General features: G+C 68.0%; 15 protein-coding genes and 2 pseudogenes. 10 read left to right on the top strand and 7 right to left on the bottom strand.

Annotation, left to right across the window (positions count from 1 at the left end; genetic code table 11):
* Positions 1 to 102 precede the first annotated feature (102 nt).
* Positions 103 to 1,113, top strand: coding sequence for an LCP family protein (locus BW730_RS16370; protein ID WP_158522707.1), 1,011 nt, complete (start codon positions 103 to 105; stop codon positions 1,111 to 1,113).
* A 96-nt stretch (positions 1,114 to 1,209) separates the two neighbouring features.
* Here BW730_RS16370 and BW730_RS16365 read toward each other — a convergent pair whose 3' ends face one another.
* Together BW730_RS16365 and BW730_RS16360 are read right to left on the bottom strand one after the other, a co-directional pair.
* Positions 1,210 to 2,133, bottom strand: a complete 924-nt coding sequence (locus BW730_RS16365; protein ID WP_226996868.1) for a Gfo/Idh/MocA family protein — start codon at positions 2,131 to 2,133, stop codon at positions 1,210 to 1,212.
* A 41-nt stretch (positions 2,134 to 2,174) separates the two neighbouring features.
* A complete protein-coding gene (locus tag BW730_RS16360; protein WP_077687199.1) occupies positions 2,175 to 3,551 on the bottom strand; it encodes an HNH endonuclease signature motif containing protein in 1,377 nt (458 codons plus the stop codon).
* A gap of 1,091 nt (positions 3,552 to 4,642) precedes the next feature.
* Between BW730_RS16360 and BW730_RS16355 the strand changes: the two genes are divergently transcribed.
* Together BW730_RS16355 and BW730_RS16350 are read left to right on the top strand one after the other, a co-directional pair.
* Positions 4,643 to 5,140, top strand: a complete 498-nt coding sequence (locus BW730_RS16355; protein ID WP_077687198.1) for a SigE family RNA polymerase sigma factor — start codon at positions 4,643 to 4,645, stop codon at positions 5,138 to 5,140.
* Positions 5,127 to 6,191 carry a hypothetical protein gene (locus BW730_RS16350; protein ID WP_077687197.1) on the top strand — a complete coding sequence of 355 codons (1,065 nt, stop codon included), beginning with the start codon at positions 5,127 to 5,129 and terminating at the stop codon, positions 6,189 to 6,191. Before BW730_RS16355 ends, BW730_RS16350 begins: the two co-directional genes overlap by 14 nt.
* Before the next feature lie 3 nt (positions 6,192 to 6,194).
* Here the strand turns inward: BW730_RS16350 and BW730_RS16345 are convergent, their stop codons facing one another.
* Positions 6,195 to 7,382 (bottom strand): DUF480 domain-containing protein, encoded by a 1,188-nt coding sequence (locus BW730_RS16345; RefSeq protein WP_077687196.1) that lies wholly within the window; start codon positions 7,380 to 7,382, stop codon positions 6,195 to 6,197.
* A gap of 191 nt (positions 7,383 to 7,573) precedes the next feature.
* Between BW730_RS16345 and BW730_RS16340 the strand changes: the two are divergent.
* A pseudogene (locus tag BW730_RS16340) lies at positions 7,574 to 8,847 on the top strand (aspartate kinase).
* A gap of 71 nt (positions 8,848 to 8,918) precedes the next feature.
* A complete protein-coding gene (gene ngcE / locus BW730_RS16335; protein ID WP_077687195.1) occupies positions 8,919 to 10,286 on the top strand; it encodes an N-acetylglucosamine/diacetylchitobiose ABC transporter substrate-binding protein in 1,368 nt (455 codons plus the stop codon).
* Positions 10,287 to 10,294: 8 nt separating this feature from the next.
* On the opposite strand, the gene BW730_RS16330 is transcribed toward ngcE, so the two are convergent.
* Both BW730_RS16330 and BW730_RS16325 read right to left on the bottom strand, forming a co-directional pair.
* The gene (locus BW730_RS16330) at positions 10,295 to 10,897 is read right to left on the bottom strand and encodes a histidine phosphatase family protein (RefSeq protein ID WP_077687194.1); all 603 of its coding nucleotides are present in this window, start codon (positions 10,895 to 10,897) and stop codon (positions 10,295 to 10,297) included.
* Positions 10,894 to 12,416: pseudogene (locus BW730_RS16325) on the bottom strand (helicase HerA-like domain-containing protein). Before BW730_RS16325 ends, BW730_RS16330 begins: the two are co-directional and overlap by 4 nt.
* A gap of 228 nt (positions 12,417 to 12,644) precedes the next feature.
* Between BW730_RS16325 and BW730_RS16320 the strand changes: the two are divergent.
* Both BW730_RS16320 and BW730_RS16315 read left to right on the top strand, forming a co-directional pair.
* Positions 12,645 to 12,938 carry a type II toxin-antitoxin system VapB family antitoxin gene (locus BW730_RS16320; protein WP_077687193.1) on the top strand — a complete coding sequence of 98 codons (294 nt, stop codon included), beginning with the start codon at positions 12,645 to 12,647 and terminating at the stop codon, positions 12,936 to 12,938.
* A gap of 48 nt (positions 12,939 to 12,986) precedes the next feature.
* Positions 12,987 to 13,520, top strand: a complete 534-nt coding sequence (locus tag BW730_RS16315; RefSeq protein ID WP_158522706.1) for a LytR C-terminal domain-containing protein — start codon at positions 12,987 to 12,989, stop codon at positions 13,518 to 13,520.
* Between the two features lie 18 nt (positions 13,521 to 13,538).
* Here the strand turns inward: BW730_RS16315 and BW730_RS16310 are convergent, their stop codons facing one another.
* Together BW730_RS16310 and BW730_RS16305 are read right to left on the bottom strand one after the other, a co-directional pair.
* A complete protein-coding gene (locus BW730_RS16310; protein WP_077687191.1) occupies positions 13,539 to 15,020 on the bottom strand; it encodes a bifunctional phosphatase PAP2/diacylglycerol kinase family protein in 1,482 nt (493 codons plus the stop codon).
* Positions 15,021 to 15,078: 58 nt separating this feature from the next.
* The gene (locus BW730_RS16305) at positions 15,079 to 16,098 is read right to left on the bottom strand and encodes a LacI family DNA-binding transcriptional regulator (protein ID WP_077687190.1); all 1,020 of its coding nucleotides are present in this window, start codon (positions 16,096 to 16,098) and stop codon (positions 15,079 to 15,081) included.
* A 198-nt stretch (positions 16,099 to 16,296) separates the two neighbouring features.
* On the opposite strand from BW730_RS16305, the gene BW730_RS16300 reads away from it, so the two are divergent.
* From BW730_RS16300 to BW730_RS16290, 3 genes are read left to right on the top strand one after another with little or no spacing between them, the layout of a single operon-like run.
* Positions 16,297 to 17,514: a sugar ABC transporter substrate-binding protein gene (locus BW730_RS16300; protein ID WP_077687189.1), complete on the top strand. Its 1,218-nt coding sequence runs from the start codon at positions 16,297 to 16,299 to the stop codon at positions 17,512 to 17,514.
* 24 nt (positions 17,515 to 17,538) lie between these two features.
* Positions 17,539 to 18,453 (top strand): carbohydrate ABC transporter permease, encoded by a 915-nt coding sequence (locus BW730_RS16295; protein WP_077687188.1) that lies wholly within the window; start codon positions 17,539 to 17,541, stop codon positions 18,451 to 18,453.
* A gap of 9 nt (positions 18,454 to 18,462) precedes the next feature.
* Positions 18,463 to 19,311 (top strand): carbohydrate ABC transporter permease, encoded by an 849-nt coding sequence (locus tag BW730_RS16290; RefSeq protein WP_077687187.1) that lies wholly within the window; start codon positions 18,463 to 18,465, stop codon positions 19,309 to 19,311.
* The last annotated feature ends 8 nt before the right edge of the window (positions 19,312 to 19,319 follow it).

Raw genomic sequence — 19,319 nt, 5'->3', positions numbered from 1 at the left:
AGTCATGCGTCAACTCTCGGCCGCCGGCACGCTGCTCGTGGTTGATCAGTAGCCCCACAGCTTGCGGCAAGCCGTCGACAGTACGCTGAGCACATGGGGTCTATGGATCAATCAGCTAGCGCCGACGAGACGGACGAGAACGTCCAGCCGAGGGAGAAGCGGCGCAACCGACGATTGCTGTTCACCGTGCTTGGCGTCATGCTGGCGGTTGTGCTCGCGGCCGTCGGGATCGTCGGCTACTACGCCAAGTCAGCCGTCGACGCGCTGGACAACATCCAGCGCGACCCGTCGATGATGCCGACCGGGCCGAGGCCCACGCCTGTCGCGCCGGGTCCAAAGGGCACCCCGATGAACATCGTTCTGATGGGCTCCGACCATCGCGGCGGCGAGCGGGGCCGCTCCGACGTCCTGCAGGTGATGCACATCTCCGCAGACCGCAGCCAGGTGTTCCTGATGAGCATCCCGCGCGACACCTGGGTCCCCGTTGAGGGGCACGGCGACGCCAAGATCAACGCGGCCTACTCGTGGGGCGGGTCCGCGCTGGCGATCCAGACCGTGGAGCAGTTGCTCCAGGTCCCGATGGACCACTCGGCGATCATCGACTTCGAGGGCTTCGTCAACGTCATCGACGCGCTCGGCGGCATCACGGTGTACAACCAGGAGGCCTCCTCGAGCGACGGTTTCGACTTCCCGCAGGGCGACATCACGCTGACCGGCGAGCAGGCGCTGCGCTTCGTCCGGGAGCGCAAGAACCTCTCCGACGGCGACTTCGGTCGGGCCACACGGCAGCGGGAGATGATCAAGGCCGTACTCAGCAAGCTCACCTCCACCGGGGTTGTCACCGATCCCGGCAAGTTCCGCGACGCCATCACCAAGCTGGGCGGCAACTTCACCGTCGACCCCGACCTCACCAACGACGCGATCATGTCGCTCGGGTGGTCGATGCGCGACTTCAAGCCGTCGAACATCGGCTCGTTCCAGTTCCCCACCGCCGGCTTCGGCACCTCGTCGGACGGCCAGTCGATCGTGCTCGTCGACAGGGTCGGCCTGGACGACCTCCGCAAGGCGCTCCGCAGCGACGACATGCTCGAGTACTACAAGACGCACCAGTGAGTGCCCGCGAAGTCGCGGCCGGTTACCTGAGGCCCTCGACGGTGGCGTCCTTGCGGTAGATGCCGGCCTGTCGCAGGCATGCCTCCAGGACGCGCATCACCTCGAGCGTGTCGCTGAGCGGCATCGTCGGGGACTCGGTGGCGCCCTCGGAGATCCGTTTGGTCGCCTCCGCGAACTCGTGGCTGTAGCCGCGCCCGCTGGGGGAGCCTCGATGACGCGGGGAAGCACACCAGGGCGGTGGATCGTGATCACCGACGGGTGGTGGAAGCGCGGCTCGATCTCGATCCAACCCTTGGTGCCGACCACGAGCATCCGGCCAGGGCCGGGACCGTCGAACCCGCACGTCAGCGACGACAGGCCGTGCGCCGTGTGCGCGAGCGTGATGGCGGCGGCCTTCTCGACGCCGTTGGAGAATAGTCGCGTCATGCAGTCGATGCTCTTGACGTCACCGAGGAACATCTGGGCGAGGTTCACCAGGTAGACGCCGAGGTCGAGGATCGCCCCGCCGCCCAGTTCGGGCTCGAACAGGCGGTTGCCCGCCTCGAACTCGCGGTAGGCGTACAGGTCGCCCTGCACCGCTACGACGTGACCGATGCGCCCCCAGGCGACCACCTCTCGCGCCGCCGCGACCACGGGCAGGAACCTGGTCCACAGCGCCTCCATCGCGAACACGCCCTTGACTCTTGCCGCGTCGACGACCTGCTGCGCCCCGGCGAGTGTGGCGGTGAACGCCTTCTCTACAAGCACGTGCTTGCCGTTGGCGATCGCGGCGAGCGCGACGTCGCGGTGCTGGGGATGCGGGGTGGCGATGTAGACGGCGTCGACCTCGGGCGACTCGAGCAGGTCGCGGTAGGACCCGAAGGCCTTGGGGATGCCCTGCTGAAGCGCGAAGGCGTCGGCCTTCTCCTGGTTGCGGGACGCGATGGCCACGAGTTCAGCGCCGGGGACGAACTGGAAGTCGCCCGCGACCGAACCCGCGATGGAACCTGCTCCGACAATTCCCCAGCGAACCCCGTTCATGGTGTCGAGCCTATCGGGATCCGCACCCATTCGAGCCGGGTTCAGGCGACCCAGGCGGCCGATGTCTGCAGCACAGGGGGTGCCGCCGCTGGTGGCTCGCAGGGTTCGGCGGAGGGCAGAGTTCTCCCCCTGATGCGGTGGCGGCGGTGTTGCCTTCGGCGCCGGCTGGGGTCGATCTGCCTGGGCGGAATGAAGGTGGGCAGACCCGAGCCCGGGTCCAGTTCGACCTGCCACTGGTGGTCGGCCGGCTTCTGCGGATCGGGTTCGATCAGCCGGTGGTGGTAGGCGCACACCAGTACGCCGTTCGAGAGGGATGTGCTTCCGCCCTGCCACCAGGGGGTGATGTGATGCGCATCGCACGCGGCGGGCACCGCGTCGCAGCCGGGGAACGAACAGCCTTGGTCGCGCAGCGTCAGCGCGGCTCGCAGCGAGCCGGTGAACAGCCGACTGGTGCGACCCACGTCGAGAGGCTCCGAGCGGGCACCAAGCACCACGGGGATGATGTTCGCGTCGCATGCGAGGTGGCGGGCGTCGGCGGCCGAGAGCCGTTCCCCGCTGGCGATCGAGCCGACGGCCCCGCGGCCGGTCAGGAGGGTGTCGTAATCGAGGGTGATGACGGCGTGCGGCCGGTCGGCTCCGCGCAGCGGCAGCCTTTCCGCGGACGCGGCGACGGAGCAGAGCCTGACCAGCGCATCGGCGCGGCGGGCTCCGCGGCTGGGGACCTCGCCGGTGTGCTGGTAGGACGCGGACGACGGCATCAGCGACTCGAGTTGCGCCAGGAGCACCTCGCCGTCGGCGAGCGGAAGTTGACCGCGGATCAGCATCGAGCCGTGGTGGTCGGGAACCACGGCCAGCAACCGGGAGGCGCGGGCGACGCGCGCCTCGCGGGCAAGTCGTTCCGCCTCGAGCGCCTCTGCGTGCGCAGGGTCGGTGAGTTCCGCCATCCGGGTGGCGAGCTTGAGCAGGTCGTCGGGGTCGAAGTGTGCGGCGTAGGCGACCATCTCGGCTTGGCGGAGGTCGTGATCCGCACCGCTCAGGACGGCGGGTGCCCGCTTGAGGCCGGCGACGATGGCGCGCGCCTGGGCCTCGCTGACCCGGCCTGAGCACCAGGCCTCGGCGACGATCTCGAAGCGCTCGGTGAGCTCGGTGGCCATGCGGACATCGGAGTGCGCCCTCCTGCGGGTGACGCGGTTGGTGGCGTGGAGTTGATCGGTGACGTTGGTGCCGGGCTCGGCCGCGGACACCGCGGCGTCGAGCAGGACCATCCTTGCCCCGCTCAGTTGGTCGGCCGCGACGTCTATCCGGGTGACCAGCGCGACGGCGTCGGCGGCGGTGAGGTGGCTCGTCGAGAGCGTGCGCAGCAACTCGCGGGCGGCGTCGAGGTGCCGCTCCAGCTCGTCTACTGCTTCGTGCCTCATACCTACATTATTCGCCTCGCCACTGACAGTTTCGCCCGTCCACAGGCCGTTGGCAAGGTATTTCTTTGAGATTTCCTCGCCAGATTGGGGTGTCTGTGGTCCGCGTCTTGACGCTCTGCATCACGGAGTTCCGCTTGGGTCGCGGACCTTCGACGAGCTCAGGGAACCAACCACCAGACCACCCGGGTTACGGGACCCTTCGACCAGCTCAGGGAACGATCCGTTCGTCGAGCCTGTCGAGACGTCCGAAACCACCAGACCCGCTTCGGTTCCGGACCCTTCGACAAGCTCAGGGAACGAACCACCAGACCCCCTTCGGTTACGGACCCTTCGACGAGCCCAGGGAACGAACCACCAGACCCGCTTCGGTTACGGACCCTTCGACAAGCTCAGGGAACGACCCGATCGTCGAGCCTGTCGAGACGTCCGAAACCCAGCAGACCCGCTTCACTTACGGACCCTTCGACAAGCTCAGGGAACGACCCGCCAGACCCGCTCCGGTAACGGACCCTTCGACAAGCTCAGGGAACGACCCACCAGACCCCCTTCGGTAACGGACCCTTCGACAAGCTCAGGGAACGACCCACCAGACCCGCTCCGGTAACGACCCTTCGACAAGCTCAGGGAACGACCCACCAGACCCCCTTCGGTAACGGACCCTTCGACAAGCTCAGGGAACGACCCACCAGACCCGCTCCGGTCACGGACCCTTCGACAAGCTCAGGGAACGAACCACCAGACCCGCTCCGGTAACGGACCCTTCGACAAGCTCAGGGAACGACCCACCAGACCCGCTCCGGTCACGGACCCTTCGACAAGCTCAGGGAACGAACCACCAGACCCGCTTCGGTTACGGACCCTTCGACAAGCTCAGGGAACGAACCGATCGTCGAGCCTGTCGAGACGTCCGAAACCACCAGACCCGCTTCGGTTACGGACCCTTCGACGAGCTCAGGGAACGACCCACCAGACCCGACCGGGTTACGGACCCTTCGACAAGCTCAGGGAACGGCCCACCGACCAACTCAGGCAGCGACGCAACCCCGGAGCCGGTTGGCCTCGTCTACCGTGCAGAGACAAGGGGAACGCCGATGGCCAGGACGGACGACGAGTTTGACGCCTTCGTGCGCGCCTCGTTCGGCCGGCTGACCCGAACCGGCTATCTCATCTGCGGCGACTGGCACAAGGCCGAGGACGCGGCCCAAGCCGCTCTGCTGAGGCTCCACCCGCGCTGGAACCGGGTGGCCCAGAAGGAGGCTTACGCGAGGCGCGCTCTCGTGACCATCCTCATTGACGAGTCCCGCCGACCCTGGCGGCGCGAGGCCCCGCAGGACGACATCCGCGACACCACCGTCGCAGACGAGGCCGGAACCGTCGATGAGCGGGTCCACCTCGCCGGGGCACTCGCGGAACTCACCCCGCGCCGGAGGGCCTGCGTCGTGCTCAGGTTCTATCTCGACGCCTCCGTTGCCGACACCGCGGCGGCCCTCGGCTGCTCGGAGGGCAACGTCAAGCGCATGACTTCGGAGGCGCTCCACGCCCTCCGGCACATCCTCACCCCGACAGGAGCCAGCCATGGACGACCCTGAGACCGACGCCCTGCGATCCCTCATGCGGCGTGCTGCGGACGACCGCAGCATCACCGCCCCGAACCTGCTGCCGCTCGCCGCGAAGGCCCGGACGCGACGGCGCATCGGCGGCGTCGCCCTCGTGACCGCCCTCACCGTCGGCGGCGTGGCCTTCGGAGCCGGCTCCATGCGTCCGGCCACCATGGTCGCCTCCCCCGCCCCGGCGACGCCCGCGCCCACCCAGGAGACCTCCCCGTCCGAGGCGACCAATCGGTTGACGCCCGAGGCGGTGACGCAGCGCTGCCGACCGCAACTCGACGCCTACGACGGAAAGCCCGGCTACGAGACTCCCCCAGGGGAATCGATCGCGTGGGCGATCGCGCACTCAGACCAGCGCTACTCCACGGGCGACCCGGTGCTCTTCGTCGACCCCGCAGGACGGTCAAGCGAGCGGCTCTGCATCGTGCCGGAGCCCGGCGACACGACGTCGGCGATCCCCGACCCCGCGCCGAGCATCGCCGACCCGCAACGCCTGGCCGCGCTCTGCTCCCAGCAGTTGCGCCGATACGACGGCGCTCCGTTCGAGGAGGGCGCCGGCCGTTCCTACGACTTCAGAACGCCCGACCTCAGGGCGGCGACGCTGGTCAACGCGGCGGAGAAGGACGGCATCGTCACGGCCCTCCTCCTCCTCGAGGAGACCTACTACGCCTGCGACGTCTCGGGACTCCGCCCCTACGGCATGGCGCAGGCGGCCACGGAGAGCCCCACGCTGCGGCCCGGCGACGAGTTCTGGGGCATCTCGGCGAGCTATTTCCTGCCAGGAGGCGGCAAGGTCGACGACCCGAGCATCAAGCCGTATGAGGTCGGGTCAGGGCTCGTCCCCGTCGAGGGCGCGACGAGCATGCGGGTCGACGGCCAGTACACCGTCGACATCGTTGACGGCACCTACTCCTTCGTCGTGACGAGGCAGCCCAAGTCCTCCGGGCGACTGGTCGTCGAGTACCTCGACGCGCGGGGCGACGTCCTGTTCACGTCCGACTCGGAGGGCGGAAGGCCCTACGTCATCCCTTGACGGTCAGGGCCGCTGTGCAAGGACGAAGACCCGGTCCCTGTCCTCGCCGAGGTCGACGTAGGCCTCGATCTCGACCAGCCCCGCCGCGGCAACGGCGGCCCGCACCTGCGCCGGGTCGTGGCTGACCCAGGGCGTCGTGACGTCGTGGCCGAGCCACTGCGCCGTCGTCGACACCTCGGCCCCGCCGTGCACCGCGATCGCCAGCACGCCCTCCTCGTCGAGCAGGTTCGCCAGGTAGCCGATCTGTGCGACCAACTCGGTCGGCGTGTAGTGGATCAGCGAGTACCAGGCGGTGATGGCGCCCCACCCCGAGGCCGCGGGAGGGCGCAGGAGGCGGCGTTGGTCGGCCACCTCGAAGCTGATCTCGGGATGCTCGCGCCGAGCCACGTCCACCATCTCGGGCGACAGGTCGAAGCCCGTGACGTCTCCCCCGGCCCGAGCCAGGTAGGCGGTGATGTTGCCGGGACCCGAGCCGACGTCGGCGATGGGGCGCTCGTAGGCGAGGTCGACGACCCTGTCGAGCAGCCAGCGTTCGATCGGTCGCTCGTCCAGCCAGGTGCCGTACTGCTCGGCGTAGTCCTCGGCGACGGCGGCGTAGGTCGCACGGATCTGGTTGTCGCGCTCCCCCGGGCCGTCGGCGAGGATCTGCTCCCGGTCGACCTCCGCTACCGGTCCGGGGACGGTCGGCGGCTCGCCGAGCAGGTGTGCCCATCGCGCGTCCTGCTGCCCCGGTCGTCGGGGCAGTTCGACCACCAGTGGTGCCTCCCGCCCGGCCATCCTCGTGAGGCACGCCTCGACGGCGCCGCGGTCGGCGAACGTGTGCATCCGGTCGGTGCGCGTCCTCAACTCGCCCGGTGCCTGCGGGCCACGCAGCAGCAGGACGGTCAGCACTGCGCGCTCGTCGTCGGCCAACCCGAGCACCTCTGCGGCGACCTGCGCGTACTTGATGGTCCGGCGACCGTGGTCGGCCCAGGTGGAACCGGCAAGGCCGTGGTCCTTCAGCCCGCGCATCGCGTCCTGGATGGTGCGGTCGTCGTAGTCGACCACCGGCTCACGACTGCTCGACTGGTTACATGCCGTCTTCAGCGCGTTCATGGTGAGCGGATAACTGGCCGGGACCGTCACCTCCTTCTCGAGGAGGCACCCGAGCACCCGTTGTTCTTCGGCGGTCAGTTTCGGCAGCGTCGACACAGTGCAGACGCTACACCGCCGCGTCGCCGAGGCAGCCGATGATCAGCGACGCCAAGGGAGGCGCTCCGCACGCTCCCGCGAGAGTCCCGACCAGCCTCGCAAGGCACTGCGCGGTGGGACCCCGTTGGACGGAGTCGGCGGCCAACGACCGGACGAACTAGACTCGTCAAGGTTTCCCCAGGAGGTTGTTGATGGGTCGCATCGTTCAGAAGTTCGGCGGATCGTCGGTTGCGGACGCGGATTCGATCAAGCGCGTGGCGCGCAGGATCGCCCGGTCGCGGGCCGACGGGCATGACGTCATCATCGTCATCTCCGCGATGGGCGACACCACCGACGACCTGATGGACCTGGCGCTCAAGGTGTCGCCACGGCCGAAGTCCCGCGAACTGGACATGCTGCTGACCACCGGAGAACGCCAGTCGGCCGCGCTGCTCGCCATGGCGCTCGCCGACCTCGGAGTCGACGCCGTCTCCTACACCGGCTCGCAGGCCGGCGTGATCACCACCCCGATCCACGGCAACGCCCGCATCATCGACATCACCCCGGCCGCGTCGAGAAGGCCCTCTCGGAGGGCAACGTCGCGATCGTGGCCGGCTTCCAGGGCGTCGCGCAGACGACGAAGGACGTCACGACGCTCGGCCGCGGCGCCTCCGACACCACCGCCGTCGCGCTCGCCGCGGCGCTTGGCGCCGACTACTGCGAGATCTACTCCGATGTCGACGGCGTCTACACCGCCGACCCGCGCATCGTGCCGTCCGCCCGCCACATCCGCGAGATCGGCTACGAGGACATGATGGAGATGGCCGCCTCGGGCGCCAAGATCCTCCACCTGCGGTGCGTCGAGTACGCCCGCCGCGAGGGCGTGCCGGTGCACGTGCGCTCCTCTTTCAGCGACCAGCAGGGCACCTGGGTCAAGAACCAGGACGAGATCACGAAGGACGACACCATGGAAGAAGCCATCATCACGGGCGTCGCGCACGATCGCGGCGAGGCCAAGATCACCGTCACGGGCGTTCCAGACAAGGTCGGCGAGGCGGCCCGCATCTTCCGGGCGATCGCCGACGAGGAACTCAACATCGACATGATCGTCCAGAACGTGTCGCGCCTCAGCGACACCAAGACCGACATCTCCTTCACGCTCCCGATGGCAGACGGTGCCCGCGCGATCGGCGCCCTCGAGGCCATCCAGACCGAGTTGGGCTTCGATGAACTGCTCTACGACGACCAGGTCGGCAAGATCTCCGTCGTCGGCGTCGGCATGCGCTCGCACCCTGGCGTCTCCGCCACGTTCTTCGACGCGCTGGCGAAGGCAGACGTGAACCTGCAGATGATCTCCACCTCGGAGATCCGGATCTCGGTGATCGTCGGCGCCGATGACGTCGACCGTGCAGTGCGCGCCGCCCACACCGCGTTCGGCCTCGACGCCGAGCGGGAGGCCACCGTCTACGCGGGAACCGGTCGCTGACCTGACGACCTGGGTGTGACGGCGTCGCACCCCACGCTGCCGTAGGGTGGGCTCGTCTGCTGAGGAGCCCCATGCCACCGTTGAGTCGCCGAACCCTGCTGTCGGTGCTTGCCGTCGCGCCGTTGGCCGCCTGCACCCGCGAGCCTCAGCCGCCGCAGACGTCCGCCTCGCCGACCCCCACCCCGTCCAGTTGGCCGCTGCGTCCGGGCGACAAGACCATCGTCGACGCCGTCATCTTCGACGGAGCGTTCGGGGCGGACTACGTGACGTTGGCCGCCGAGGTGCTGCACGCGACCTACCCGTCTGTAACGGCGGACGTCAGCGTCGTCAGCAACGTCTCGGAGGCCCTCACCCCCCGCTTCGCCGAGGGCGCCACCCCTCCCGACCTGATCGACAACTCCGGCGCGGACCAACTCGCGGTGGCGGAGATGGTGGAGGCCTTCCTCACCCTCGACGACGTCATCGACGCGAAGAACGCCGACGGCGATGTGATCAAGGACACGCTGTTCGCCAACGCCCTGACGCCGGGCATCGTCAACGACAAGCTCATCGCGCTGCACTACGCCCTCTCCGTCTACGGGCTCTGGTACTCCGGATCTCGGTTCGCCGCGGAGGGCTGGGCCGTCCCCGCTACCTGGGACGACATGCTGGTGCTCGGCGACGAGGCCCGCACGCTCGACACCTTCCTGTTCGTCTGGGGCGACGAGGTCGCGCACTACTACCAGGAGTTGGCCATCAGTTCGGCCATCAAGGAGGGCGGCGACAAGGTCCGGATCGCGCTGGACAACCTGGAGCCGGACGGCTGGGCACAGCCCGCCGTCCTCGGGGCACTCACCCAACTCGAGTCGTGCGTCAAGGAGGGCTTCGTGCTGCACGGCGGCAGCTTCCTCGACGCCCAGGCCGAATGGTCGAAGAACAAGCGCGCCCTGCTGTACCCGTCGGGTTCCTGGATCGCGAAGGAGATGGCGTCCGAGACCGCCGAGGGCTTCGAGATGATGGCGGCACCCGTCCCGACGCAGACATCGTCGCCCACCTTCCCGGCGACCGCGATCCACTCGACCCCGACCGAGGCGTTCCTCGTGCCTGCGAAGGCCGCCAACCCGGAGGGAGGCAAGGCGCTGTTGCGCGCACTGCTGGCCCCCGAGGTGGCACAGGAGTTCACCCGCACGAACCTGCTGCCGACGGTGGTGCGCAACTCGATCCCCACCGACCTGCAGTCGTCGGCGCTGACGTCGCAGACCCGCCTGCTCGCCGACGCAGGGGAGCATGTCTTCTCGTGGCGGTTCGCCGACTATTACGGCCTCGCCCCGGAGCAGGGGAAGCTGTGGAGCCAATTCCTGTCGGCCCAGTTGACGGCCCAGTCGCTCGCGGAGCAGTTGCAGGCGATCAGCGACCGGGTCCGCAACGACCCGAGCATCGAGCGGTTCACCGCGTCCTGAGGCGGGCGCTACTTCATCCGCGCCCAGTCGTTGGGCATGGTCTCCGCCAGTACCTGGAACGAGCCTCCTGCCCTCGCGCAGATCAGGCCCTCGCCCTCGTTGACCGGCACCCCGGTGACGGCGGTGATGTTGCCAGGGTGGCCGATCAGGACGGCGACCTCGCCCCACGGGACGCTGCTCGCGAGGCGCTTCGCTGCGTGCGCCGTGACCTGGTCCTCACGTCCCTCGGCGTCGCTCAGGTCGCCAAGCAGGTCGTCGACGGTCGCCTCCGACCCGGCGAACGCGACGTCGGCCGTCTCGCGGCAGTACGGAGCGGGAGAGGTCGTGACGGTGACCTCTACGTCGAGCGCCGCGAAGGCCTCGCCCACCTCGGTCGCCACCTGGCGGCCAAGGTCGGACAGCGCGTCACCGATCACGCCGGGGTGCGCCAGATAGAGGCTGACGCCGCCGGTGCGCAGGATGTCCATCACGGCCGATAGCGGCCTGCTGTAGTCCGTCTCGGGCGCGCCGCTGGCGGGCACCGGTCGGGAAGAGGAGGGCGTCTCGCCGTCGCGCGCGCAGCCCGCCAAGGCGATCAGCGCGAGCGTGCCGAACGCCCTCCGACGCATCATCTGCTCCGGCGGCCCGTTCCGAAGATGCCGCGGATGATCTCGCGCCCCGCAGTGCGGACCAGGTCCTTGAAGACCGTGGACTTGGTCACCTGCTGCACGAGAGACGGGTTCTCCCGCTCGTACTTTCGGCGAGCCGCCTCGTCGGCGCGGGCCTCGCGCTCGATCCGGGCGCGCTCCTTCTCCGCCTCGCGCTGCTGGCGCTGAAACTCCTTCTCCTGGCGCTCGACCTCGGCCTGAGCGGCCTTCATCTGCTCGGCGCGGGCCTTCTCGGCCTGCTCCGCCTCAGCCTGCCGAGCGCCCTCCTCGAGGCGCTTGGTGAGCAGTTCGTAGGCCGACTCCCGGTCGATCGCCTCGCCGTACTTAGCCTTGAGCGGCGACGCATCGACGATGGCCTGCACCTGGGGCTCGGGAGTGGCGCCCATCTGAGACGTAGGTGCCCAGATCTTGGTCCACGCGACAGGCGTCGGGGCGCCCTTCTCGCTCATCACCGTGACGATCGCCTCGCCGATACCCAACTGCTGCAGGAGTTGCTCGAGGTCGTAGGCGGAGTTGGGGTAGGTCGCGACGGTGGCCTTGAGCGCCTTCGCGTCGTTGGGGTGTGGGCCCGCAACTGGTGCTGAACGCGGGAGCCGAGTTGGGCGAGGACGTCGTCGGGGACGTCCTTGGGGGTCTGCGTCACGAAGAAGACGCCGATGCCCTTGGAGCGGATCAGCCGAACGGTCTGCGTGATCGCGTCGAGGAAGGCCTTCGAGGCGCCGTTGAACAGCAGGTGGGCCTCATCGAAGAAGAACACCAGCTTGGGCTTGTCGATGTCGCCGACCTCGGGGAGGTCCGCGTACATGTCGGCGAGCAGCCACATCAGGAAGGTGGAGAACAGCGCCGGACGGGACGCGAGCTTGGGAAGCTCGAGCAGCGAGACGACGCCGCGGCCGTCGGGGGCGACCCGCAGCAGTTCGGACGGGTCGAACTCGGGCTCGCCGAAGAACACGTCGGCCCCCTGGTCGGCGATCGTCACGAGCGAGCGGAGGATCACGCCAGCGGTGGCGGTGCTGACGCCGCCGATGCCCTTCAGCTCGGCCTTCCCGTCGTCGGAGGTGAGGTACTTGAGCAGCTCGACCAGGTCCTTGAGGTCGAGCAGCGCGAGGCCGTTCTTGTCCGCGTAGTGGAACACCAGCCCGAGCGATGACTCCTGCACCTGGTTCAGGCCGAGCACCTTGGACAGCAGGATCGGCCCGAATGCGGACACGGTCGCCCGGACGGGGATGCCGACGCCCTCGCCGCCGAGGGCGTAGAACTCCGTCGGGAATGCCGCGGCCTCCCACGGCTGCCCCTGCGCCTGCGTGCGGGCCAGCAGCTTCTCGCTCGGCTGCGGCGCCGTCGCCATGCCGCTCAGGTCGCCCTTGATGTCGGCGGCAAAGACCGGGACCCCTGCGCTGCTGAGCGCCTCTGCCATCACCTGGAGCGTGACGGTCTTGCCGGTTCCCGTGGCACCGGCGACCAGGCCGTGGCGGTTGAACATGCTCAGCGGGATGCGGATCGGCACGTCGGTGACGGGGGTGCCGCCGTCGATCAGGACCCCCAGCGTCGCGGAGTCGACGTCGAAGGTGTAGCCGGCGCGGATCTGCTCGATATCGGGTGCATCGTTCACGGGCCTACCTTCCCATATCGGGCGAGGGCCGCGCCCACGAACCGGCCTACTCCTCGGGCCGAGGGGCAGGCATGGAACCGTTGCGGGTACTCTGGCCAGGTGATCTTCAAGCGAGTAGGCGATTCCCGCCCATACCCGGACCACGGCTATACCCAGAAGCAGTGGATCGCCATCCCGCCGCACCAGGTGCGCCTGGATGAACTCGTCACGACGAAGCGCACCCTCGATCTGGAGGCCCTGCTGGAGGAGGATTCGACCTTCTACGGCGACCTGTTCGCCCATGTGGTCTCGTATCGGGGCGAGCTCTACCTGGAGGACGGCCTCCACCGCGCACTCCGCGCCGCGCTGCAACAGCGCCAGACAATGCACGCCCGCGTGCTTGAGTTGAACTAAGGTACTCACCACACCGACGTGGTCCGACCAGCGAAGGCAGAGACAAGCGTGCGAATCTTCAGGCTCATTGCGACACCCGTGATCCTCCTGGGGTTGCTTGGGCTGCTCGCCTGGGGAGCGTTCTGGGGCTGGAACTCGCTGACCGCTCCGCTCCCGTCGCCGTCGCCCACCCCATGCGTCACGCAGTCCGCAGACAGCGTCACCGTCTCCCAGGTGAGCGTGCGGATCTTCAACGGAGGGTTCACTTCTGGCCAGGCCAGCCGCGTTCAGTCGCACCTCCAGAGTGCCGGTTTCAACGTGGTGCGAACCGGCAACACCGAGGAACGCATCAAGGTCCTGACCATCCGCACCAGCAAGTCCCAGTACGCCCAGGTCCGGCTGGTGGCCTCCCAGTTCGTCGAGCCGAAGATCGAGTACGACGACCGCGTGGACGGCACGGTGGACATCCTGCTCGCCACAGACAAGCCGGTCTACAACGACAAGCCCCTGAACCAGGTCAGCTCCGTGGAGGGTCAGATCTGCATCGTCCCGAGCAAGACCCCGACGCCGGTCCCGACCCCGACGCCGAGCCCGAAGCCCTGAGCCTCACACCGGTGACCGTCAGCGCGGTCGGAGCACGGTCAACGCGCGCCTCTTGACCCTCACCGTGAGGCGATCGGCCGACTCTCCCACCTCACCGTCCCGGGCGACCCTGCGCGGCCCGTCCAACAGTTCGATGTCGAGGTGCGACGCGGAGGTGACGCGGTAGTACCGGCTCCCCGCCAGCCGTCCCGCCACCAGCGAGAAGATCGCGCCCCACCGCTTGATGCCGCTCGGCACATCCAGCAGTCGCAGGTCGACGATGCCGTCGTCGAGTTGGGAGCGCATCGACGGCGCGAAGCCCTGCGGCTCGTACTGGCCGTTGCCGAGGAAGAGAAGGTTGACCTCGAGTTCTGAGCCGTCGACCCTGATCCGCATCGACTCGCGCTTCCTCAGCACTCGGAGCGAGGCGAGGACGGCGGCCGCCGGTTTGCCGATCCGGCGCTGGTACTTCTCGCGGATCCGGACGAAATCGGTGTAGGCGCCGACGCTCGCCGTGTTCACGAAGAGCCCGTCGTTGACGTACGCCACGTCGACCCGGTTGGCGCTTCCCTCCCGGATCGCCCGGATCGCCGCACGGAGCGGGAACTGGCCGAGGTCCTTGGCGAAGTGGTTGAAGGTGCCTGCAGGCAGCACCGCGAGCGGCAGGTCCCTCTCCAGCGCGACGGCGGCAGCCGTGCGGACGGTGCCGTCGCCGCCCGCGACCGCCATGATCTCCGCGCCGTCGGACTCGCGGCGCATCACGTCCAGCCACTCCTCGCCCTTGCGTAGCTCGACGATCCGGGTGGCTGGCAGCCTGCGCCGGACCACCCTCAGGACGCGCTCCCCCTTGCCGCTGTTCGACTCGGGATTGACGAACAGGACGACGCCTGCGCCGTCAGGACGGGCACCCAGGTCGACCTGGCCCAGGCCGGTGCGGTCGACGATCGGGTCCTCCGGGACGGGCACCACCTTGGACCCCCACGCGGCGATGGAACCGCCGAGCAGGAAGCCCGCGAGCACGTCGGACGGGTAGTGAGCTCCGGTGGCGACCCGCGAGATCCCGACCGCTCCCGCGAGGGTGCTGAGCGGAACCCCGAGGCTCGGCCACTCAGAGGAGGCGCCCGCGGCGAAGGCTGCGGCAGATGCGGCGTGCCCGCTCGGGAACGACGAAGAGGTCGGTCGACGCCGCCCGTTGCGTCCGAACGGGAGCAGCGATCGGTCGGGGCGTTCGCGATGGATCGTGCGCTTGAAGACCTGGTTGGCAAGCAGGCTGCTGACGCCGAGCGTCGCCATGCCGCGCAACGCCGCCCTGCGTCCCTTTGCGCCGCCGGTCAGCGCCAGGAGGCCGGCGACGCCCCACCAGAGCACGCCGTGGTCGGCGATGTTGGTGAGCTTCGGCATGAAGGAGTCCAGCATCGGCCCGCGCGAGGAGGCGATGGCGTCGTAGACGGCATCGTCGACCTGGTCGAGTTCGGTGATCGTGGCCCGCCAGGTGTCCTTGGCCGTGCGCTTCCTCACCATGGTGTCTCCCGTCGTCTGCAGACAACGCTACCGCCGGGTGGGAAGGTTAGGGCCGTCGTCAGGATCGCGGCGGAGCCACCGACTCCCCGCTGGCCCGCATGCACGGAAGCAGGATCTGCGGCAGGGGCAGCTCAGGATCGTTGATCCGATCGATGACGGCGTCGACGCCCAGCCTGCTGAGTTCGCGCGCGGGCGAGACGGTGTGCGTCAGGACCGGATCCGTGAATGCGGCCATCATCGACGTGGTTCCGACCGAGATGATCGACATGTCCTCCGGCACCCGCACCCCCGCGGCGGCGAGCCCGAGGACGATGCCAGGGGCGGCATGTTCGTTCATCACCACCAGTGCCGTCACGTCCGGGTGATCGGCGAGGAGCCGGGACACGAGGTGTCGCCCGTCCCACGGCGTCTCGGGGCAGCGCAGGAGCACCGGTGATCCGCCGACGGACCTCATGGTGTCGATGTAGGCGTTGCGCGCGCGCACCGCCCCGGCGAAGACGCTTGCCTCCGGATCATCTCCCAGCACGAAGTCGACGTAGGCGATCCGACGGTGCCCCAGTCCGAGCAGGTCCTTCATCGTTCCGACGATGGAGGCATCGAAGTCGACGTCGACCCACGCCATCCCCGTGGGGTCGAGCGTCCGACCGATCAGGGAGAACGGAAGCCCGCTCTCCCGGAGTGCTGGAACGCGGGCGTCGTGCAACTCGACCTCCATCAGCACCGCTCCCGCGACGAGCCGCGACGCGATCAGCGACTGGACGCTGCTTGCCTGGTTGTCGAAGGGCCATAGGACCAGCTTGTAGCCGCGTTGCAGCGCACGTTCGGCCGCGCGGGTGATGAACTCCATCCCCGTCCCGCTCAGGTTGCGCTCCAGCGCGGGCGACAGCAGCGCCAGGATGTCTGTGCGACCCCTCGCAAGGGCGCTCGCCGCGTGGTTGCGGGCGTAGCCAAGTTCCCGCATGGCGGCCTCGACCTTGGCCTGCGTCTGCGGTGAGACCCGCTTGGTTCCGTTCACAACGAACGAGACGGTGGCGATCGACACACCGGCGTGCTCCGCGACCTCCTGCATCGTCGCCATCTTGTGTCACTTCCCTGCTCTCGAGGTTGATCAGGTGGATTGTCCCATTTTTCGGGGAAGGGGGTTGACTTTGTCTCTTGGCGAACCAATACTGCTGACTACAGAGTTAAGCGCTTAACTCTATCGCCTCTTCATGACCGTCAAAGCTGACGGATCCCACGAACACGCACATCGCGCCGATCACAAGGAGACTTCGCCATGCCCAAAACACGACACCTCGTCACGGCCGGCCTCGCAGCAACCATGTCACTCACCCTCGTCGCCTGCGGCGGAGGGGGCAGTAACCAGTCCTCGGGCGACTCGTCGACCCTCTCCGTCCTCGACTACTACAACAACGAGCCCGACAAGGGGTTCATCCAGAAGGCCCTCGACGCCTGTGCAACGAAGATCGGTGTCACCGTCAAGCGCGAGACGGTGCCGGGAGCCGACCTCATCCAGGGCGTCCTGCAGCGGGCGTCGTCCAAGACGCTGCCCGACGTCCTCATGCTCGACAACCCCGACGTGCAGGAGATCGCCAAGACGGGCGGCCTCACGCCGCTCAGCGACTACGGGGTCGACACGTCAGGGTTCGCCGAGGGCATCCTCCAGGCCGCGACCTACGAGGGCGAGGTCTACGGCCTCGCTCCCACCGTCAACACGATCGGTCTGTTCTACAACGTCGACATGCTGGAGGAGGCTGGCGTGACGCCGCCCAAGACGTGGGATGAACTGAAGACGGTCGCCGCGAAGCTCAAGCAGGGCGATCGGTACGGCATCGCGTTCTCGGCCATCGCGACCTACGAGGGCTCGTGGCAGTTCCTGCCCTTCATGTGGACCAACGGAGGCGACGAGACCGATCTCACCTCCCCCGAGGTCGCCCAGGCCCTTGAGCTCTGGGTCGACCTCGTGAAGTCGGGCTCGGCGTCCTCCAGCGTGATCAACTGGAGCCAGGCCGACGTCAACGACCAGTTCATCGCGGGAAAGACGGCCATGATGATCAACGGCCCGTGGCAGATCCCGGCCCTCGACGAGTCGGGGATCAAGTACGACTCGGTGCTCGTCCCAGTCCGCGAGGCGGGCCAGACCCCGGTCGCCCCGCTCGGCGGCGAGGTGTGGACCGTCCCCGCCACCGGCAACAAGGACAAGCAGAAGAAGGCGGCCGAGCTGGTCAGCTGCCTCTCGGAGAAGGACAACGAACTCCAGTTGGCCAAGGAGCGCTTCACCGTGCCGACGCGCACCGACCTGCTCGACACCTACGTCCAGGACGTGCCGAGCATGAAGACCTTCGCCGACCAGGTCGTCAGCGCACGCTCCCGGACCGGAAAGCTCGGCACCGAATGGCCCGCCGCAGCCACCGTCATCTACAACGCCATCCAACTGGGCATCACCGGCAAGGCGACCCCGCAGGAGGCGTTCGCCCAGGCCGAGGCGAAGTAGGCGGGTCGCCGCTCGGAGATCACCATGACTTCCGCAACGATTGTGCCCTCCTCTCGCCGCCACAAGCGGCGCGAGGAGCTGGCAAAGGCCCTGTTCCTCGCCCCTGCGGCCATCTTCATCGCCCTGTACTTCGGCTACCCCATCGTCAAGAACGTGGTGATGAGCTTCCAGGAGTACAACACCCGCACGTTCTTCACCGGAGAGGCGCCGTGGGTCGCGTTGGACAACTACGCGACGGTGGTGAAGAGCCAGTTGTTCTGGCCCGCCATGCGCAACACCGCCCTCTTCACCCTCGGATCCATCGTCGGGCAGTTCATCATCGGCATGGGACTGGCGCTGTTCTTCCAGCGCCGGTTCCCGCTCAGCGGGTTCCTAAGGGCGATGCTGCTGCTGCCGTGGCTCCTCCCGCTGATCGTCGGCAGCGCGAGTTGGCGCTCGATCCTCGACCAGGACGGCGGGGTGCTCAACACGGTGCTCCGCGCGTTCGGGCTCGACGGCGTCCCCTGGCTGACCAGCCCGGACGTTGCCCTGATCGCTGTCATCCTGGTCAACATCTGGGTCGGCGTGCCGTTCAACGTCACGCTGCTGTACGGCGGCCTCCAGGAGATCCCGACGGAACTCTACGAGGCGGGCTCACTGGACGGCGCGACGGGCTGGAAGGCGTTCTGGCACATCACCGTTCCGAACCTGCGGCCCGTGATCTCGGTCGTCCTCGTGCTGGGCGTCGTCTACACGCTGAAGGTCCTCGACATCATCCTCGGCCTGACCGACGGCGGGCCGGCCAATGCGACCCAGACGATCGCGGTGCGCTCGTATCAGACGTCGTTCATCGACTTCGACTTCGGGATCGGCGCTGCCTACAGCAACATCCTGATCGTCATCTCGCTTGTCTTCGCCGCCATCTATCTGCGCACCAACCGCAAAGCCGTCGACGAGTAGGAGGCCGCCATGACATCAACACCCACCGAACCGGTCGCTGTCCAGCCAAGGCTCAAGCCGCGCCGTCTGGTCGATCTAGCCATCGGCCTGATCCTCGTCGGGATCATGCTGTTTCCCGTCTACTGGATGATCAACGCGTCGCTCCAGCCCTCGGGCAACACCCTCAACGCCGACTTCTTCCCCACGAACCCGAGCTTCGCGGGGTATGAGAAGGCCATCAACGACCAGGGCCGCAACCTGGTGACCAGCCTGATCGTCTCCGCGGGGGTCGTCGTGCTGAGTCTCGCCATCGCCGCTCCGGCGGCCTACGCGCTCGCTCAGTTCAGGTATCGCTGGGCAAACGCGGCGCTGCTGGTCATCCTCATCACCCAGATGATCCCCGGCATCGTGATCGCCAACGCGCTCTATGCCGCATACAACGACCTTGGCCTGCTCAACACTCTGATCGGGCTGATCCTGGCAGACTCGACCATGGCCGTCCCCTTCGCGATCCTCATCCTTAGGGCCTTCATGATCAACATCCAGCCCGCGATCATCGAGGCCGCGCGGGTTGACGGGGCGGGCCACCTGCGCGCGTTCTTCTCCATCGTCCTTCCGGTCTCGAAGAACTCCCTCATCACGGCGGGCCTGTTCGCCTTCCTCTTCGCATGGAGCGACTTCCTGTTCGCCCTGACGCTGACGACCACCGGCGGAATCCGGCCGGTGACGCTCGGCATCTACCAGTACCTCGGCACGCAGGTGTCCAACTGGAGCGCGACGATGGCGACCGCCGTCCTCTCCTCCATCCCCGCCATCGTCCTGCTGGTCGTCGCGCAGCGCTACATCGCGGCGGGCGCCATGGGCGGGGCCGTCAAGTGACAAGAACC

This window comes from Tessaracoccus aquimaris (genome assembly GCF_001997345.1).
GTDB lineage: Bacteria > Actinomycetota > Actinomycetes > Propionibacteriales > Propionibacteriaceae > Arachnia > Arachnia aquimaris.
This window is presented reverse-complemented; position numbering and strand designations above follow the sequence as displayed.

What these genes read in the sequence shown, in the direction of transcription:
- BW730_RS16295 (WP_077687188.1), top strand. Translation starts at nt 17,539, where the DNA reads ATGACTTCCGCAACGATTGTGCCCTCCTCTCGCCGCCACAAGCGGCGC.
- BW730_RS16310 (WP_077687191.1), bottom strand. Translation starts at nt 15,020, where the DNA reads ATGGTGAGGAAGCGCACGGCCAAGGACACCTGGCGGGCCACGATCACC.
- BW730_RS16330 (WP_077687194.1), bottom strand. Translation starts at nt 10,897, where the DNA reads ATGATGCGTCGGAGGGCGTTCGGCACGCTCGCGCTGATCGCCTTGGCG.
- ngcE (WP_077687195.1), top strand. Translation starts at nt 8,919, where the DNA reads ATGCCACCGTTGAGTCGCCGAACCCTGCTGTCGGTGCTTGCCGTCGCG.
- BW730_RS16305 (WP_077687190.1), bottom strand. Translation starts at nt 16,098, where the DNA reads ATGGCGACGATGCAGGAGGTCGCGGAGCACGCCGGTGTGTCGATCGCC.
- BW730_RS16355 (WP_077687198.1), top strand. Translation starts at nt 4,643, where the DNA reads ATGGCCAGGACGGACGACGAGTTTGACGCCTTCGTGCGCGCCTCGTTC.
- BW730_RS16365 (WP_226996868.1), bottom strand. Translation starts at nt 2,133, where the DNA reads ATGAACGGGGTTCGCTGGGGAATTGTCGGAGCAGGTTCCATCGCGGGT.
- BW730_RS16290 (WP_077687187.1), top strand. Translation starts at nt 18,463, where the DNA reads ATGACATCAACACCCACCGAACCGGTCGCTGTCCAGCCAAGGCTCAAG.
- BW730_RS16360 (WP_077687199.1), bottom strand. Translation starts at nt 3,551, where the DNA reads ATGAGGCACGAAGCAGTAGACGAGCTGGAGCGGCACCTCGACGCCGCC.
- BW730_RS16370 (WP_158522707.1), top strand. Translation starts at nt 103, where the DNA reads ATGGATCAATCAGCTAGCGCCGACGAGACGGACGAGAACGTCCAGCCG.
- BW730_RS16300 (WP_077687189.1), top strand. Translation starts at nt 16,297, where the DNA reads ATGCCCAAAACACGACACCTCGTCACGGCCGGCCTCGCAGCAACCATG.
- BW730_RS16350 (WP_077687197.1), top strand. Translation starts at nt 5,127, where the DNA reads ATGGACGACCCTGAGACCGACGCCCTGCGATCCCTCATGCGGCGTGCT.